This window comes from Streptomyces sp. NPDC059874, assembly GCF_042731135.1.
Classification (GTDB): domain Bacteria; phylum Actinomycetota; class Actinomycetes; order Streptomycetales; family Streptomycetaceae; genus Streptomyces.
Genome location: NZ_JBHWJY010000016.1, coordinates 17,353 through 33,096, shown reverse-complemented (window position 1 = coordinate 33,096; position 15,744 = coordinate 17,353). Strand labels below are relative to the sequence as shown.

General features: G+C 68.4%; 14 protein-coding genes and 2 pseudogenes. 6 read left to right on the top strand and 10 right to left on the bottom strand.

The genetic code is table 11. The features are described 5' to 3' along the window. The first annotated feature begins 249 nt into the window (after positions 1-249). Complete coding sequence (locus tag ACFV9H_RS12065; RefSeq protein ID WP_385396688.1) at positions 250-594, top strand: hypothetical protein; 345 nt, start codon at positions 250-252, stop codon at positions 592-594. Between the two features lie 65 nt (positions 595-659). Here the strand turns inward: ACFV9H_RS12065 and ACFV9H_RS12060 are convergent, their stop codons facing one another. Continuing rightward, positions 660-935 carry a hypothetical protein gene (locus tag ACFV9H_RS12060; protein ID WP_385396686.1) on the bottom strand — a complete coding sequence of 92 codons (276 nt, stop codon included), beginning with the start codon at positions 933-935 and terminating at the stop codon, positions 660-662. An 870-nt stretch (positions 936-1,805) separates the two neighbouring features. Between ACFV9H_RS12060 and ACFV9H_RS12055 the strand changes: the two genes are divergently transcribed. Further along, a complete protein-coding gene (locus ACFV9H_RS12055; protein WP_385396684.1) occupies positions 1,806-2,432 on the top strand; it encodes a hypothetical protein in 627 nt (208 codons plus the stop codon). 49 nt (positions 2,433-2,481) lie between these two features. Here ACFV9H_RS12055 and ACFV9H_RS12050 read toward each other — a convergent pair. After that, positions 2,482-3,084, bottom strand: a pseudogene (locus ACFV9H_RS12050) (IS5 family transposase); the annotation flags it as partial. A 423-nt stretch (positions 3,085-3,507) separates the two neighbouring features. Here ACFV9H_RS12050 and ACFV9H_RS12045 point away from each other — a divergent pair. Next, the gene (locus ACFV9H_RS12045) at positions 3,508-3,873 is read left to right on the top strand and encodes a hypothetical protein (protein WP_385396682.1); all 366 of its coding nucleotides are present in this window, start codon (positions 3,508-3,510) and stop codon (positions 3,871-3,873) included. A 22-nt stretch (positions 3,874-3,895) separates the two neighbouring features. Further along, positions 3,896-4,222: a hypothetical protein gene (locus ACFV9H_RS12040; protein ID WP_385396680.1), complete on the top strand. Its 327-nt coding sequence runs from the start codon at positions 3,896-3,898 to the stop codon at positions 4,220-4,222. A gap of 257 nt (positions 4,223-4,479) precedes the next feature. Here ACFV9H_RS12040 and ACFV9H_RS12035 read toward each other — a convergent pair. The 5 genes and pseudogenes from ACFV9H_RS12035 to ACFV9H_RS12015 all read right to left on the bottom strand — a co-directional run bounded on the left by ACFV9H_RS12035 (position 4,480) and on the right by ACFV9H_RS12015 (position 8,649). Further along, positions 4,480-4,940: pseudogene (locus tag ACFV9H_RS12035) on the bottom strand (Imm21 family immunity protein). A 126-nt stretch (positions 4,941-5,066) separates the two neighbouring features. Further along, a complete protein-coding gene (locus tag ACFV9H_RS12030; protein ID WP_385396678.1) occupies positions 5,067-5,576 on the bottom strand; it encodes a DUF2199 domain-containing protein in 510 nt (169 codons plus the stop codon). Between the two features lie 163 nt (positions 5,577-5,739). Further along, positions 5,740-5,982 carry a hypothetical protein gene (locus ACFV9H_RS12025; protein ID WP_385396676.1) on the bottom strand — a complete coding sequence of 81 codons (243 nt, stop codon included), beginning with the start codon at positions 5,980-5,982 and terminating at the stop codon, positions 5,740-5,742. 298 nt (positions 5,983-6,280) lie between these two features. Further along, complete coding sequence (locus tag ACFV9H_RS12020) at positions 6,281-7,492, bottom strand: ParB/RepB/Spo0J family partition protein (protein ID WP_385396674.1); 1,212 nt, start codon at positions 7,490-7,492, stop codon at positions 6,281-6,283. Continuing rightward, on the bottom strand, positions 7,489-8,649 hold the full coding sequence (locus ACFV9H_RS12015; RefSeq protein ID WP_385396672.1) for a ParA family protein: 1,161 nt from the start codon (positions 8,647-8,649) through the stop codon (positions 7,489-7,491). Before ACFV9H_RS12015 ends, ACFV9H_RS12020 begins: the two co-directional genes overlap by 4 nt. Positions 8,650-9,972: 1,323 nt before the next feature. Here ACFV9H_RS12015 and ACFV9H_RS12010 point away from each other — a divergent pair. Together ACFV9H_RS12010 and ACFV9H_RS12005 are read left to right on the top strand one after the other, a co-directional pair. Continuing rightward, entirely contained in the window at positions 9,973-10,677 is a 705-nt protein-coding gene (locus ACFV9H_RS12010) for a hypothetical protein (RefSeq protein WP_385396670.1), read from the top strand. 54 nt (positions 10,678-10,731) lie between these two features. Next, a complete protein-coding gene (locus ACFV9H_RS12005) occupies positions 10,732-11,148 on the top strand; it encodes a hypothetical protein (RefSeq protein WP_385396668.1) in 417 nt (138 codons plus the stop codon). 143 nt (positions 11,149-11,291) lie between these two features. On the opposite strand, the gene ACFV9H_RS12000 is transcribed toward ACFV9H_RS12005, so the two are convergent. Genes ACFV9H_RS12000 through ACFV9H_RS11990 form a run of 3 tightly spaced genes read right to left on the bottom strand, consistent with a single transcriptional unit; the run spans position 11,292 to position 15,644 of the window. Beyond that, a complete protein-coding gene (locus ACFV9H_RS12000) occupies positions 11,292-11,654 on the bottom strand; it encodes a hypothetical protein (protein WP_385396666.1) in 363 nt (120 codons plus the stop codon). Continuing rightward, positions 11,623-12,897, bottom strand: coding sequence for a CHAT domain-containing protein (locus tag ACFV9H_RS11995; protein WP_385396663.1), 1,275 nt, complete (start codon positions 12,895-12,897; stop codon positions 11,623-11,625). Before ACFV9H_RS11995 ends, ACFV9H_RS12000 begins: the two co-directional genes overlap by 32 nt. Continuing rightward, entirely contained in the window at positions 12,894-15,644 is a 2,751-nt protein-coding gene (locus ACFV9H_RS11990) for a hypothetical protein (protein ID WP_385396661.1), read from the bottom strand. The genes ACFV9H_RS11995 and ACFV9H_RS11990 overlap by 4 nt, the downstream gene beginning before the upstream one ends. Positions 15,645-15,744: the final 100 nt, after the last annotated feature.

Sequence of the window (15,744 nt, the reverse complement as noted above, 5' to 3'; positions counted from 1 at the left end):
CGGCTGGGACCCCACATTGGGCACCCCCCCGGGTTCTTCTTTGCGTTCGCGGCCGGGGGGGCCCCCTTTTTTGGCCCGCGCAAAAAAGCCGCGCGCCTCGACGGCAGCGTCGTGCCACCATGTGCCGCATGACGACGCACCGAAAGGCCCGTGCCGCGTAGACGGCCACGGCAGCTACGTGCTGCCCAGCGACGACGACACCGCATCCAGCACTCGAGCCCGTCCATCGACGGCCTGTCCGCCAGGGCGGTGGGGGAAATCCTCCGCCTCGAACGCACCCGGAACTACCTGGAGGCTGGGGACGTAGTCCTCGCTCTCGACCGCTGGCGGCAGTTCCTCCGGTGCCCGGACAGCCGGGAGTGGGACGCCTGTGAGTGGGGCAGTGTGCACTGGCACTGCTGCGGCAGCCCGCTGGTAGGCCGCGTGCTCCTCGACGCGGTGATGCAAGCCCTGTCCCCCCGAAGCGCCCGCGAACTGCGGACGTTCATCGACCGGTACGACGCCGACGCCCGAGCCATCGCACCTGCTCTGGCTCTTGCGACGCATCTGTCTCGTCTCAGCGAAGTTCGAGCAGTCTCAGTGAAACTTGACTGACGCTACCCGTGTCATCGCAGGCTGAGTGCGTGCATCGTTCGTGGGCACCACTCCCTGCCTCCGCACTACACGTGCCGGACAACCAGATAGATCGTGTGCGAGGTGGGTGCCGGATGCGGGGCGCTGTTCCAGCCGATCTCCTCAGCACGCCTCTCAATCGCTTCTCGCGCAGCGTGAGCTGCGGCTTCGTCCTCGAAGAAGGAAATGGACAGTCCGTTGCCCGTGCCAGGATCGACGAGGTGATACGCCCCGTGCACGCCGGGCACGGTGGCGGCGGCATCCAGCACCCAGTCTCGGTCGTCAGTTGGCATGGGCTCCCACACGGCCACCCTTGCGATCATCGCCACCTCCTTCGTTGCCCTGGACATCCAGAATGAACCAACTTCTATGGACTCCGTCGTCAACGACGCACTGACGGCGTCGTTGCAGCCGAACGTGTGCAGGCACGCTGGACATCGCACAGGGCCCCTGACCTGTGGTTCGCTCGCTCAGCCTTCGACGCCACGGGACACCGCCGGCCCCGTCTGGTGAAAGTTCGATGAGACGAACAGGCCGGTCGTCAATCTTCGGCGAGACAGGTGCATCTTCGCTGAGACAGGAGTGCGCCACGAGGCGCTACGCAATCGAGTGGAGGTGAAAGACCTTCTCCGCCGGGTCGTCGCAGCGGTCTGGTGAAGCTGGGGGCAGCCTGATCCGGGGAACGCCGGGGAGGGTGGCAAGCAGCCCCGACAACGGCGGGACGTGCCGGGACTACCGGACGGTGCGGGCCCGTCTAGCGAGGTCAGAAGGTGCAGCGAAAGCGAACCAGTGGTTGAAGCTCCGTAAGTGCCTGTTTGTGAGCCGTCCATGACAGTGGGGCTGTCGCGCTCGCTTGACTGGGAAGTCCGTTGACGTGTCTGGGCCCCGGGTAAAGGATGCCGAGCATGTCGTTTCTAGCGGTTCAGAATGAGGCGTCTTCGGACGTGTTCCGGCTGATATGGGGGCTCCTGGCCGTCGCCTTGGGAGGGCTGTTCTCGACTCGGCGAGGGTCTGCCCGGATGCGTGCACTTGTCGTCGAAGGTCTTGAGCGGAGCCCACAGCAGCAGACCCGGGCTCGTTCGGTGCCGTCGCAGGGATTCGTACGGATTGTGGGTGCGTTCATCGCGGTTGGCGGCCTTGCCGCTGTTCCGGTGTCGCTGGTGATGATGAACCGTGGCTGATGCATCGCGAGGATGGCCAACGCGTGTGGCGGCGTGGCCGTCCTTGGCAGCAACGCCGGATACTGGCTGATGCGGGGGCCTGGTGGGCTGCTTATCTCCCGGAAGCGGGATGGATCGCTGCGCCTGCGTCGGCTGGGAACGGTAGTGGGGGCTTGGATCCTCGTTGTCCTGCTGGTTCCGTTCCTGGTGCTGATGGGAGCGAGTTCGTCCTACGGAAGCGTTTCCGAAGGGCTCGGGCTTCTGCTGACCGGAGCCTCCTTCGGAATGCTCGCCCGTCGGGCCGCGCTGTGCCCGTGCCTCGTCCTCAGTCCGGACGGAACGTTTCAGGAGGTGAGCCCCCTGAAGAAGCGGCTCTTCCCATCTTCGGAGATCGAATCAGTCGTGAGCAGGAGTGGAGGGCTCTGGCTGACTCGTAATGGAGCTGAAGGCGGTGTGTGGGCCTTTTCACCGAGCTGGATTGGTCATCGGTCCGCCCGCTCGGCGCGGAAGGCAGTCCTTGAGTGGATGGACGGCAGTGGGAGGGAAGGCAGCCGAGGAAGAGAGGCCAGGGCCAAGGATGACGCGTTCTACTTTGGCCTCGCCGACTTCCTGATCGTCGTACTTCCGTTCGTTACCGTGTGGTTTGTGAGATTGATCTAGCCAGATGGCGCGTGGTGGTCATCAGCATCGACTGATGACCACCACAGCGACTTTCCTCGGTCATCCGGTTCCGGCGGCTCTTGCCAGTTTCAGGTGGGGTAAGGGCGGTGAGGTTCTTCTTCTGGGTGATGCGGCGAGTCATCAATGTGATGGCCGCCCAGGTGATCAGAGCTTCGGAGTGCTGGACGAGTCGTTCGTAGTCGCGGGCATGGCGGCGGGCGTGCATGAGCCACGCCAGGGTGCGTTCGACGACCCACCGGCGGGGTAGGACGACGAATCCGGTGGCGTCCTTGGGCCGGCTGACGGTTTTGACGGTGAGCCGCAGGTGGGTCTTTGCCCAGGTGACGAGCTGGCCGGCGTAAGCGGAGTCGGCCCAGACGATGGTGATCTCGGGGTGCATGAGCCGGAGGCGGAAGAGGACTTCCTTGGCGGCGTCGCGGTCGGTCATGTCAGCGGGTGTGACCATGACCAGCAGCGGGAGGCCGCGGGTGTCGACGACGATGTGCCGTTTCCTGCCGTTGATCCTTTTGGCGGCGTCGTAGCCGCGAGAGTCCTTGCCCACGGTCTCGGCGGCTTTCACGCTCTGGGAGTCGATCACGGTTGCGACCGCCCGTGGGGCTTTGCCCATGTCACGCCGGATGCGTCCGCGCAGGGTGACGACACACAATCTCGCCTCCGACTTTTGTCCGCGGACAAAAGTCGAGCAGCTGCTCCCCCTCCGGCCGGGGCGTGGAGCAGGGTGCACCGTCGCCCTGGCGCAAGACCTCAGGCCGTTGCGGGCCGAGGCGCGAGAGGCGAGGGACAACCCCCACGTGCGCCGGCCAGGCGCAGGTTCGAAGGTCGACGCGATCCCGAGCAGGGGTGAGGACGTCGTGGTCTCCGAGGCCCTCCTGCGTATCTCGCACCGGAAGCGCAGGGGAACAACTACTGGATTCCCTCGCTGTCCGACGACGGCCGCCGCTCGTACATCTCCCACAACAGCGAACTCATCAAGGCCGCGGCAGCCGAATCGGGCCTTCCGTCCGAGATGATCGCAGGTATCGCCTGGCAGGAGGTTGAGGGCGACCCTGCGGTCGTGGATGACGTCGCCCGTTTGGTGCGCGGCGTCGTCCCGGGGAGGGAGGACCCCGACCGGACGTCGCTGGGACCGATGTCCGTCCAGGTCCGCCGTGCCGCCGCAGTCCTGGGGTACGACCCGCACCACCTCACGGATCTGCAACGTGCGACCGTCGTGGACGCCGTGAAGGACCCTGCGAAGAACATGTTCATCGCATCGGCTTACCTGGCCCAGCTCAAGGCCGAGAGCGGCTTCGCCGACGTGCCCGCGCACGAGATGACGCGGGAGCAGATGCGGGAACTCGCCGCCCGCTACAACGGGGGCCCCTACTACGAAAGCGACGGCGCCCAGGCGTACGGTCGACTGTTCGGGACAACAGCCTGAACGACGCGGGGGGAGCATTGCGGTGAACGAGACGACGAACCCGGCCCGCCCGGGTGGCGGGCCCCGGTTGGTCGGCACCGTCGTGTGCACCCTCCTCCTCGCCCTGGGCAACCTGGTGACCGGCTACCTCGTTTTCCTGGCGTACGCGGTGGGGCCGGCCGGCCCGTGGGACACCGAGGGCCTCGCCCACGCCAAATACGCGGCGGGCCTGGCCCTGGCCCTGGTGACGGCACTGCTCTCATGGGTCTTCGTGAAGGCCGAGTGGGTGGGCCGAGGATGGTTCGCCGCTCCGGCGGTGCTGGCCGTGGCCGCACTCCTGCGGCTGACCCTGCTCGCGCCTTCGCTCTGACGCTCGTACGCACCGCATGCGGCGGCCCCACACTTCGGAGTGCCGAAGCAGGGCCCGTGCGCTAGCTGTTGTCGATGAGCAGCGTCGTCAGTTCTGCGCGTTGCTCCGCCGACATGTGCTGCTGGATGGCGTCGAAGACGGCCTTCGGGTCGTGCCACGGCACCGGGACCGAGTCCGAGCCCTGGCTGCCCAGGCCGTCGAAGGCACGGCGTCGGGCTGCCGACTTTTGTCCGCGGACAAAAGTCGGGCCGTTGGAGTCAGGCCGTGGAGGGCAGAAACTGGACCAGTCCCACACTGGCTTCCTCGTGCACTGAGGTGTGGATTGCACGAACGGTCCAGCGGCCCGCCGGTATCGGGACCGCGGCCTGTTCTGGCAAACCTCCGCCGCCCAGGTACGCAACGTCCAGCTCGGCACCGGCGGTTACAGAGTCCATGAGCACTGCCGGGCCGTCCGTCTCCCAGATACCGCACTCCTCCCACTCGGCTGCGGGGTCTCTCAGCACGGCCCCGGCTGCGGCGATCAGATCGGCTTCGGATTCTGGACCGAGCCAGCGGAGGAACGCTCGGTGATCCGGGAGGTAGCAGGTGGCGGCGGGTTCGTCGCCAGGACGAGGCCTCGCGCGTTCTCCCCGCCCACGCCGATCACCTCGGCCAGGCCATCGACCTCGCAGGCACGGTCGTAGTCGTCAAGGACCCCTGCGTCGTCGCCGAGGATCATCCCCGTCTCCGTGCAACCGCCCCATCCGGCCAGCGCGGAAACGGGTACGACGATCTCTTGGTCGGCCACTTGTTGCACCACAGGTTCGTGGCCGCGCAACCTCGCCAAGCCTTGACCTGCGGTGACTCAGGCCGGATGCAGCACAGCCATGGCGATCTCACGTACGCGGTCCTGCGTGATCCCGGTGCGCTGTTCGACGGCGAGCGGGTGGTCGGTGGGCTCCAGCTCGATGAAGGGCCGCTTGCCGACCGGTCGAGTGTGGGCGTTGGTCTTCAGGTTGGTGGTGCTCTCGGGATAGAGCGCGAGCTCGGTGCTGAGCCAGCCGAAGTACGGCCTCTCGGCCTCACGGCCCTCCGTGTTCCACACCTCAAGAGCACGGGCGAAATTGTCCTTGCTCAGAGAGACCCAGACGCCCCAGGAGAAGACGTCCTGGCTGCCGATCACAGGTATCTCGATCAGACCCCTGATGAAGAAGTGCTGGCCCCTGATTACGCACTGGTCGGACGACAGCATGCTGTCCGGATCACTCTCGAAATTGGGATCCCACACGTCAGGGGCCATGGTCGAGTAGCTCATGGGGAGCTCTGCGTGGTGGTCGCCGCAGCATGAGCACGTGAAACCGAGATCGTTGGACATGGCGCGAGCCTACCGAGCACCTGCGCCACGGTTACCCTGCACCATCGTTAAGAGCGCAGCTTCCGTGCCTGCGGGTCAAAGCAGTTGAGGCCCATCGACGAAGCGACCTCCGCCGCGTGGGCAGATGCCTCGTCGGCCATGCTCCAGCGCATGGGGAAGTAGATCAACGGGCCGCAGGCTCACCGATCAGCGGAGCGGTTGACCACGGTGAGGTTTCATCGTCGTCTTCGGCAAGGTCCGGCCACCGCTCCGAGAGCGCGGTGACGAAGACCACTATGCGCTCAGCCGGAGGAACCGCGGGCTCTTCCGTGTCCATGAAGCGGTCATACAGACCGCGGAAGCACCGGGCCGCAGCAGCATCATCCGCCGGCCGCTCTCCCTCCCACACAGCAAGGTCATAGCTCATGGGCGCAGCCTGCCGTGCCTCACTGACAGCCGGACCGGCGAACCAGATCATCCGCGACAGGGCCGGATCGCCTGAGACGGGATAGCCCCGCCTGGTGAAACTTCGATGAGACGAAAAGGCCAGTTGTCAATCTTCGGTGAGACCGGTGCATCTTCGCTGAGACAAGTCAGGCACGAGTGTCCACTCCCCACTGACACTGAGGTGGCTTCCGGACTTTTGTCCGCGGACAAAAGTCGGGGCCCTACCGCAGACGAAGCGGTAGGGCCCCTCAGCATGGGATCGGCGGCTGCTGACGCCGCTAGTTGTTCTCGATCAGGAGCAGCGTCAGCTCCACGCGGTGCTTGGCCGACATGTTCGCCCAGATCGCGTCGTACACGGCGCTCGGGTCCTGCCAGGAGACCGGAGACGTGTCCGCTCCCCTGGCCTGAGGCGGGATGACGCCCTCCGGCTCGCGCTCGTGAACCGGCTCCGCCGCTACGGGTGCCGGCGCGCTCGGCGTCACCGTCGGCTCCGGTTCCGGCTCCGGCTCCAGCTGCGCCACCGCTGCCGGAGAGGGGCTCGCCTCGACCAGCTCCGCGGCCGCCGAGGGCGTGGCGTCGGGCTCCCGACTTTTGTCCGCGGACAAAAGTCGGGCCGGCTGCGGCGACGGTTCCGCGAGGTCCGGGACTCCCCCGGCCACGCCGGCCCCCGCCGGTTCGCGCACCGCTACGGACTCCTGTGCGTCGCGCAGGATCTCCCGCTGCGCCGCCTTGACCTGGGCTTCCTGCTCCTTGGTCTCCTTCAGGAAGCCCAACAGCTCGGCCGCGCCCACACCCGGCCGGTCCTTCGCCGTCCGCGCCAGGACCCGGCCGTCCCGCTCGGGAAGGTCACCCGAGCTGAGCATGGCCTGGATCTCCTCGGGGAGTTCCAGCAGCACCAGCTGGTTGGTCACCCATGACGGCGAGCGGCCCAGCCGCTCCGCCGCCCGGGACTTGGCGCCGTGCTCCCGGCCCTCGTCCGCGCACGTGTCGACCAGGTGCTGCACACCCCGAGCGCGCTCGATGACATCGAAGTCCTCGCGCTCGAGGTTCTCGGCAAGGAGATGGTCGATGAAGTCCGTACGGGAGGCCGCGAGGTCATCGCGTACGACGAAGTCCAGCGACTCCAGCCCCACGTGCAGCGCGCTGCGGAAACGGCGCTCGCCGTTGATGAGGACGTACGACGCCGCCCCGATCCCGGACTCGTGGTCCGGCCACAGCCCGAGGTACGCGGCGCGGCTGACCACGACACAGGCCGAGAGCTGGGCTTCGCGGAGCTCCTCGCCGAAGCGGGTCTTCTCCTCGTCCGTGCCGAAGTTCCGGCGGGGGTTGAGGGGGGTCGCGGACACCTGGTCGAGGGGGACGCGAATGAGTTCGTACGCCGGCACATCGCCCTGGGCGACGGCCTTGGCGCGCCCGCGCTCGCTCCGGCCGCCACTGCGGCGGGCGTTGCTGAAGGCGGCGCCGGTGCCGAGGAGGTCGCTCTTGCTCATGCCGCGATCCTCCGGGCGATCTCACGCATGGCCTCGGACTGCTCGCACTCCGGTGCGTAGTGCAGCAGCGGCAGCTTGACGCGCACGGCTTCGCGCTGCTCCTTCAGGTCGGAGATGACGGTGATGACCGGCGGGTCGCCGAACTCCTTCCAGCTGTTGAGGGAGGAGGTGACGACGTAGCCCTTGCGGCTGTCGTAGAGGTTGACGACGAAGCCGAGCTGGGCGATCTCGATGTCGAGGTCGTCAATCAGGTCCTCCAGCTGCTCGCTGAGCATGTCGTACGCGTCTGCGGAGGTGTCCTCGGCCTGGACGGGCACGATGATGCCGGAGGTCTTCTCCGCCTCGCCCTCGCGGGTGCGTGCGTAGTACAGCGCGGTGTCCATGGTGTAGCCGAGGCTGGGCGGGCAGTCGACGACGATGTAGTCGAACTCCTCCTCCAGTTCCTCCAGGGCCTTCTCCAGGGCGGTTTCCTTCGTCCGGACGTGGCGCGTCGTGGCCAGCCGGGCATCGAGGAGGAAGGCGTCCTTACAGGAGGGCATCAGGAAGAGGCGCCCGGCGAACACCCCGTGCTCGATGGGTACGAGGAGCTCGCGGACGCGGCCTTCGATCTCGCCGAGCATGTGCTTGGCGAGGCTCGGCTCCTTGATGCCGAGCATCTCGGCGCCCAGGTGCCGGGTCAGGTGGCCCTGGGGGTCGAAGTCGATGACGCAGACACGGGCACCGGTCTCGGCGAGGGCCTGGGAGAGCCCGTTGCTGATGGCGCTCTTGCCCACGCCGCCTTTCTGGTTGCAGACCACGATCCGGCGCGCGCCCTCGGTGGACGGCCGCCGGCGGCCGGTGGGGGAGGGGTGGGTGTCGAGCCACAGCCGGATCGACTGCGCGACGCCCTGGTTGTACGGGACCTCGCGCACCCGGCAGTCGTCCTTGAAGTCCCCGTAGAGGCCGGTGGGGAGGTACGTGGAGAAGGAGGAGGCGCCCGAGGTGTCCACCGGCGTCGCCGCGGAGGCGTCCGCACGCCAGGCGTGGATGCCCTCGGTGACGGCGTCCTGGATGTCCACGCCCAACTGGGCAGCGCGGACCTTGAGTTCCTGCCGAAGGGAGGCAGGCAGCTTGGCAACTACCTTTTCCCTGACTTCCGGATCGTATGGAGCGGTCATGCGGGTACCTTACTAACCTTCGGAGGTGAAGGTGAAGCGCCACACCGAAACGTGTTGGCCCTATTTGGCATGAGTCGCCCGGGAAGCATGCTCGCTGCCTTGCTCACGGGGAGTGGCCGCACGCCTCGCAGAGCCCGTTTGGCATCAGCCCGTATGACTCTTCGGAAGGTGCAACCGGCGCGCCGTGACCCTGCGCCTGGGGTCAGGATTGCGCCGATCAGGGGAGCCTCCAGGGCGCCGGAGTCGACTCGGGACAGCAAGAAGGGGCTGAGCGCCCCGCTGTCGGCCTCTGCAGTGAAGGAACGTCACATCACACCGGCTCGATCGGGATCGGGGCTCTGAGGCCCCATTCTGAGGGTCGGTTTTGGGCAGTTCTGACGGAAAGCGCCACTTGGCCTCGGTTTCCAGTGAGGACATCGACTGCTGCGAGCCCGGCAGCTCGTCCGCACCTTCGCAGACGATGCCCACCGGATCAGGGCTCTTGTCCGTCGGCATCCCCGGACCGTTGATCCTCCCGGGCCTGCGCCTGGGGTCGGCTGCTCCTCAGCCCTGGCGGGCTTGCGGTGCCCCGCCGGGGTGGCAAGGCACGGTTGGCGACTGCTGGTTGGACTCGCCTTCAAGACTGGAAGCGTGGTTGGGCTGAGTGGGTGGTGCAGGTGGCCACTGATCGTGGTCCTTCGTCGAGCCCGCTGTCGGGGCTGACTTTCGGTGGTGCAGGTGGGGGGGAGCTCAGGGGACGCAGGAGGCGCGGGGGTCCGTGGGCTGATGTCAGGCGTGGGATGTGGAGCAGGAGCCATCCGTTGTTAGGGGGCAGACGGAGGGTCAGCTGGAGCTGAGCTCACCGAGAGCCGGAGCCTGCTGATGCCGTCGGTCACGTTGCTCTTTAATAAGAGGGCGCCGCCTGCGCATGCCCTCTGACCTGCAGGTTTGTCGGAGGGCATGTGTCCCCCAGGACACATTTGGTGCCCCGAGATGTATGGCTGGCGAGCACATTTCGCGGAAAAATCAAGCACCAGTTGATTTTCTGGAGGCCCCAACTGGCCGCGGATCGTCGCAGGTCAGAGAGTCGGGCAGAGGGGCGGCAGGGCGCTTCACTCGAACGCCGGAACCACCGAATGTGCCGCCATCGCGACACACATAAATCAAGGAGCCGTGGACTTTCGGCGCTTGAGCGCAAAATAAGTCCACGTAGCGTGTAGTTTTGGTGCCTGCGTCGAACAGGGCTCCATCCAGCGGCAACTTCCGGCGCGCCGACGCGCCAAAAGACAAGCACACGTTGATTTTTTGGATAGTCTCGGACCGCCTGAGTAACAAGGAGGTCCTGTGACATCTGATCCGCCCGCCCGTCGTCGACAGCGCGGGCCCCGGCCTGTCCCCGTTCCCACCGCCACGGGGAACGAAGCGGAGTACGGCGACATCCTGGCCGTCCTCGGCCAGCAGCTCGGGGAGACAGTGGCCAACGCCGCCGACCCCAGCGGCCGCCGCCGGCTCAAGGGAGTCACCTTCGAGTACGCGGCGGACCCGAAGGCCGTCCACGACATGGCCGGGGGCGCCGGATACAGCCTGGCCAGCAATTGGTTCACGCAGTTGCTGGCGCAGCTGGCCGTCGCGAACAGCATCACCAAGTCCCAGCTCTGCGTCTTCCTCTTCGTGGCCGGCGGGCAGGTGCCGGGGACCGGCATCACCCAGTACACGCAGCAGGAGATCACGGACGGACTGAACAAGATCGCCGCCCAGAAGGACGGCAAGATGATCACGCGCTCCACGGTGAACCGTGCCGTGCAGGCGTTGTGCGGTTACAACTGGGTGGAGAAGGCCGGCAACGGCCGGATCCAGATCAACGTGCGTCTCTGGTTCCACGGCAACAGCACGGCCCAGCACGAGGTGCTCGCAGAGATCGCCGAGAAGCACGAACACGACCCCGAGGCGTTCCCGTACGCGATGGGGCCGGAAGAGGCCCATCAGGAGGAGCTGGACCTCGACTTCGGGGTCGAGGAAAGCTTTGGTGGAAGGAAACGAACCGGGTGATAGCGCTGCCAGGCCAGTACACAGGCGACCGTTCACGAGGAAGGCTGTCCTCCCATGGCTAACGTCATGTCTCCGATCGTCGCGGAGCGCATCTGGGCCCTGCCGCTGTCAGGGTCCGCCGTCAAGTTCCTCCAGTACCTCGTCTCGCGCAGCGACTTCGGGGGAACGCTGCCGGTCCGGCAGAAGGACATGGCGGCCGAGTACGGGGTCACGCCCCAGGCAGTCAGCGGTCTCATGGCCCCGCTGTGCGACCTGAACATCGTGCTGCGGCCGCGCAGCGAGGAGCGGACGGGCAACTCGTACCGGCTCCACCCGCTCGCGGCGAAGTACGAGACCCCGGAGGACATGGAGGCGGCGTTCCGCGCCGCCCTCGCCCGCATCCAGGTGGGGGACCTGCCCAACCTGAAGCTGCCGACCTACCACCAGGCGCCGCCGACCCCGACGGGCCGGCCGAAGCTCCAGGTGGCCTGAGCTCGACAGGCGCCGGAAAAGACTTGAGGCCCTCCACCGTGGTGGAGGGCCTCAAGCGCCTGAGTAACTTGGTGCCCCCACTATATCCGGCGGGCACCGGGTCCGGACAGTTGGATTGCGGCGCGGATGGCGGGCGTGTCCGGCTACGCAGGCGTTCCGCGGGTGAACGTGAAGGTCAGGCTCGACGAGCCCGCGAGTTCTCCGCCGGAGCCCAGCAGGGAGATTTGGCCCTTCGCGCTGACCTCGGCGCTGATGGTGACCTCGTTGAGTTGGAAGTCCCCGCAGCCGGCGGGCAGGGCTTCGATGACCGATCGCATCGAGTCGAGGAAGCCGCTGACCCGCTCCTGGAACACCTCGACGGGGACCTCGGCCCGCCCGAGCCGCCATTCCTGGGAGCGCCGGAACAGGGAGCGGTCGTCGCCGTCCTCCAGGCCGAGGACCCGGATCACCTCGGTGTCGTCGGGCTTCTGCTCGTCAGTGCGCGGGGACCCGGTTCGCTGGGACATGGGCATCTGTGTTCTCCGTCGGTTCGGTGCGGACATGGAGTTGGGGATCCGCGTAGGCGGCGTAGGCGATGCCGAGCGGGTTCCCGTACGTGTGCAGCAGGCTGTTGCGGGCTTCGAACACCGAGCGGCCGAGGGGGAGGCGACGGAGCAGGAAGCGCTCGTACAGGGCCTCGGAGAAGGCCGCCGCCACCTCGTCCGGCACCTCGATCTCGCTGCCGATGAAGCCCCGGTTCCCGTTCGTCAGGAAGAGGTGGGGGAACGACAGGGAGCTGGTCGCGTGCATGCGGGCCGACCCGCAGGCATTCATGACCACGAGCGGCATCTCGTGGCCGGCCTGACCGGGCCGGGACTTCAGCGCGACCAGGTCCTCCGCGATGGTGCCGAGCTTCACCCGGAGGTCCTTGCCGCCGCCGTGCAGCTCGATCTCGTTGTCGAGGGGGCTGTCGAGCGTCGCGTAGCAGTGGCAGGCGAAGTGCTGGACCTGGTCGGGCACGGCGCGGAGCTCGCCGGCGAGCGAGCGCCGGGGGTCGAAGATCTGCTCCGCCAGGGTGGCCGCCCCGCTGTCGCCGTCGGGGTAGGGGCCGTCGACCTCCACCCGGTCCGCCGCCGAGGAGGTCAGCCAGTCCAGTTCGCGCCGGGCCCCGTCGAGTTGCTCGTGCTGGAGGAAGCGCAGGGGCAGCCTCCCGCCCGGTGCGGTCCGCAGGGACAGTCCCGTGGGGACCGGGGCGGGCAGCATCGTCCGCTTGACCACGCAGGAGAAGCCGACCAGGTTGCGGCATTCGGCGATGAGCTCCGCGCGGTCGGCCGGCGCGGCCGGGTACATCCGGTGGAGGGGGAGCAGTTCGAGCGGGAGGAAGCAGTCGCGGTCGCCTACGCACTCCACCAGCGGGGGCGGCAGGGCGGGGTTGCGGGCGAGGGGCAGCGCGCTGTTCCAGAAGGTCTGGAGGCCCTGGATGACTCCGGTCTCAAGGCCGAACAGGAGGAAGACGAGCCCCCGGCCGATGCGGTGCAGCACGTCGAACACCTCGGGGACGTCCTCGTCGTCCACGGTCAGGCCCGGCAGTACGTCCTTGAGTCCCAGCAGGCCGGCGTCGAGTCGGCGGCGGGCCACGTCCATGACCCCCGGCTGGGGCAGGGTCATCCGCAGTGGTGGGGTTCCGTTGCGGGCGTGGAAGGCGACCTGGGTGGTCCGCACGGTGCGGTGCACGCGGACGGTGACGTCGGCGGGCCGGCTTCCCGTCATCCGGAGACCTGCCTGCGGGAGCGCTCGGGCGGCTCTTCGGAGGCGTCCTCGGGGGCTTCTTCGTACGGTTCTTCGGGGAACTCTTCGTACGGTTCTTCCGGGAGCTCGGCGGGGGAGTCCGGGGTGCCGGAGGCCCGGACCGCGATGGAGACGGCGATCACCTGGACGAGCCGGCCGGACTGGTAGAGCTGGAACCACACCTCGTGCAGCCCTTCCTCCTCCGGTAGCGGGAAGCGGAAGACCGTCTGCGCCTCCCGCTCGGTCCGCAGGGTCCGCCGGTGGGGGCTGGGAGCGAGCGTCGGGCTGTCGACCAGGGCCTCGAAGTCGGCGGCGGGCACGTCCCGGCCCCCCTCGATGTGCACGGGCTCCAGGGCGAAGAACTGCCGCTCGGGCGAAGTCTGCTGGGTGGATCCCGCGTCCCGGCCCCGAGGGTCGCGCACCACGAAGAGAACGAGGCCGAGGCGCTGCCCGGGGGATGCCACGATGGTCGTACCGTGCGCGGCCCCGCCCGTCGCACCGGTGCCCGGAGTCACGCCCGCTCTGAGTTCCTGGCCGGCGTCGAGCTGGAGGGCGAAGTAGCCGGTGAAGTTCGCGAGCGGCGGCCCGGTGACGGCCTCCTCGACGCTCTGCCGCAATGCCTGCCGGAGCTCACGAGTCGAGTTCCCGTGCAGGTCGGTCACCGTGCGTCCAAGACGCTGGCCGACCGATACCGAGGTGTGCCGCGCGACCTCCTCGGCGAGCCTGGCCAGGTCCTTCTTGTCGAGCCGGCCGGAAGTGAGCCGCTGGGCCAGGGCCTCGTGCTCGCTGCGCAGGGCGGCGCGGACCTCGCGGAGCACCCGCTCGGACACCTCGGACACCAGAGCTTCGCGGCTCCCGCCCGACACCTCGACGGCCGTGGTGGTCTGCTGGGGCTCGGGCTGCGGGGTGGCGGTCGGTGCGGCGCCGGTCCAGGCGAGCGGCCGATCGTAATCTCCCTGCCCCTGCAGCACGTCGCCGAGCCCGAGGAGCTCGGCGTGGTTGTGGGGCAGGGGCAGCCGTAGAGCCTCGGCCAGGTCGAAGCGGTACACCTCCACCGCGTTCACGCGGTGCTCGTACGCCTCCACGACCCGCCGCCGCCCCAGCGCGAGCGCGGCCAGGGCGATCAGGAGCGGGCCGATGACGAGCACGGCCAGGGAGGCGCCGTCCGGCTGGGGCCGGGCGACGACCCCCGCAGTGAACGCCCAGACCAAACCGGTGCAGACGGCGCTGGCGGCAGTGACGCGCAGCAGTGCGACATCCCGGCCGTGGCGGCGGGCCTCGCGTCGCACCTGGGGCGGGGCGACGAGCTCGATCCTCGGCCACACTCGGTCGACCACCAGGCCGGTGGCGAACGCCGCGTCGACGACGGTGTCGTCGCAGGCGGCGGGGCAGAGCGGACGTACCAGGGAGCCGGAGGCCCGCGGCAGGGTGGGATTGAGGCGGAACTCCGTCCTGAGCTCCATCTGGACGCGTCGCGAGCGTGCCTGTCGGTCCTGGCCGATCTCCCAGTCCAGCCGCGCCCGGTGCCTCTCCAGGGCCTCCAGTTCCCGCTCGTACATGTCCCGGTCGCCCGGTAGACGCGCGCGCCGCGCCTCCTCCCGCAGGGCAAGCTCGCGATCCCGCAGCCGCTGCTGCTCGTACCACGCATCACTCCGATGGCGCGGGTCGTCGTGCGGGAACTCCAGCCGCCGCACGCGCGCGGCTGCCTTTTGCGCGAGGCCCGGCGTGCACCCGGGGCGCAGCCAGCCGAGGAGCAGCGCCTGGAGCGCCATCAGCATCGCGGCGGCGACCGTCAGTTCGGCCAACCCGACGAGCAGTCCGGCCGGGCTGGTGACCGGCCGGTGCTCCGTGCCGTCGAGCGCCGCCCAGCCGAGGGACCCCAGCGGTATGAGGAGGCCCGTGGCGCGAGCCCACAACGGGACCACGGCTCCCGGCGGAGGTCCGGAGGGCTCGGTGACCTCCCTCTGCGGGGTTCTGCGCCGGACGGCTGGGACGGACCAGTCGTTCAGGACCCACAGGACGCCGAGCGTCCCGCCCAGCCCGAGCCCACCGACGATCCAGGCGGGGGCGGTACGGCCCTCGCCGGCGAGGCTGGCCACCACCAGGAGCAGTGTCGCCGTGAAGGCCAGGGCCAGTAACCAGCCGGGACGGCCGGACAGGCCGTTCGCGACGCGCAACCGGAAGGTGACCACGATCAGGGCGGTGGCGGGCCCCGCCAGCAGCCAGGTCCGCTGCGGGCTGTCGCCCGCCACCAGGTGGAGGGCGAGCCAGCCGAGGCACGCGGCGGACAGGACGACACCGGCCACGACCACGACCCTCTCGTGGTCCCTCATCTCGTTGCGCCGGATGACCAGCCCCGTGAACGGCACCACGAGCAGCACCGCAACCGCGCCGACGAGCCACGCCTGCCCGGTCCGACCGTCGAGGGCGAGGGCGAACGCGAGCCAGGTGAGGCCGGCCTCCGACAGCGCCGTCAGGGCTCCGACGATCAGACCCTTGGAGACGGACGAGGCGGCTGAGGCGCTCAGCGTTCGCCAGAGAGACCACACCCCGTACCCCAAGGTCGTGACGCCCAGGGCGGCGACCATCAGACCGAGGGCGAGCGCTCCGGCATCGCCGCCCCGCAAAGCCTGTGAGAGCAGGCGAACAGCGAGCCCGGCACTACCCACCGCCGCGGCCAGGGCCGTGAAGGCGAGGGTGACGTTCCGTTGTTTCGGCTTCGAGGCCACCTTTTCCCCCAACCCCCGTCAGGCGTCGCCCCACTGGCTCTTCTGCAAGACCAATCGGGTCAACCGTGTTGCCAGTATGAGTGGTTGGTGGATCGTCGGC

What these genes read in the sequence shown, in the direction of transcription:
- ACFV9H_RS12000 (WP_385396666.1), bottom strand. Translation starts at nt 11,654, where the DNA reads ATGTCCCAGCGAACCGGGTCCCCGCGCACTGACGAGCAGAAGCCCGAC.
- ACFV9H_RS12005 (WP_385396668.1), top strand. Translation starts at nt 10,732, where the DNA reads ATGGCTAACGTCATGTCTCCGATCGTCGCGGAGCGCATCTGGGCCCTG.
- ACFV9H_RS12020 (WP_385396674.1), bottom strand. Translation starts at nt 7,492, where the DNA reads ATGAGCAAGAGCGACCTCCTCGGCACCGGCGCCGCCTTCAGCAACGCC.
- ACFV9H_RS12060 (WP_385396686.1), bottom strand. Translation starts at nt 935, where the DNA reads ATGATCGCAAGGGTGGCCGTGTGGGAGCCCATGCCAACTGACGACCGA.
- ACFV9H_RS11995 (WP_385396663.1), bottom strand. Translation starts at nt 12,897, where the DNA reads ATGACGGGAAGCCGGCCCGCCGACGTCACCGTCCGCGTGCACCGCACC.
- ACFV9H_RS12030 (WP_385396678.1), bottom strand. Translation starts at nt 5,576, where the DNA reads ATGTCCAACGATCTCGGTTTCACGTGCTCATGCTGCGGCGACCACCAC.
- ACFV9H_RS12015 (WP_385396672.1), bottom strand. Translation starts at nt 8,649, where the DNA reads ATGACCGCTCCATACGATCCGGAAGTCAGGGAAAAGGTAGTTGCCAAG.
- ACFV9H_RS12055 (WP_385396684.1), top strand. Translation starts at nt 1,806, where the DNA reads ATGGCCAACGCGTGTGGCGGCGTGGCCGTCCTTGGCAGCAACGCCGGA.
- ACFV9H_RS12025 (WP_385396676.1), bottom strand. Translation starts at nt 5,982, where the DNA reads ATGAGCTATGACCTTGCTGTGTGGGAGGGAGAGCGGCCGGCGGATGAT.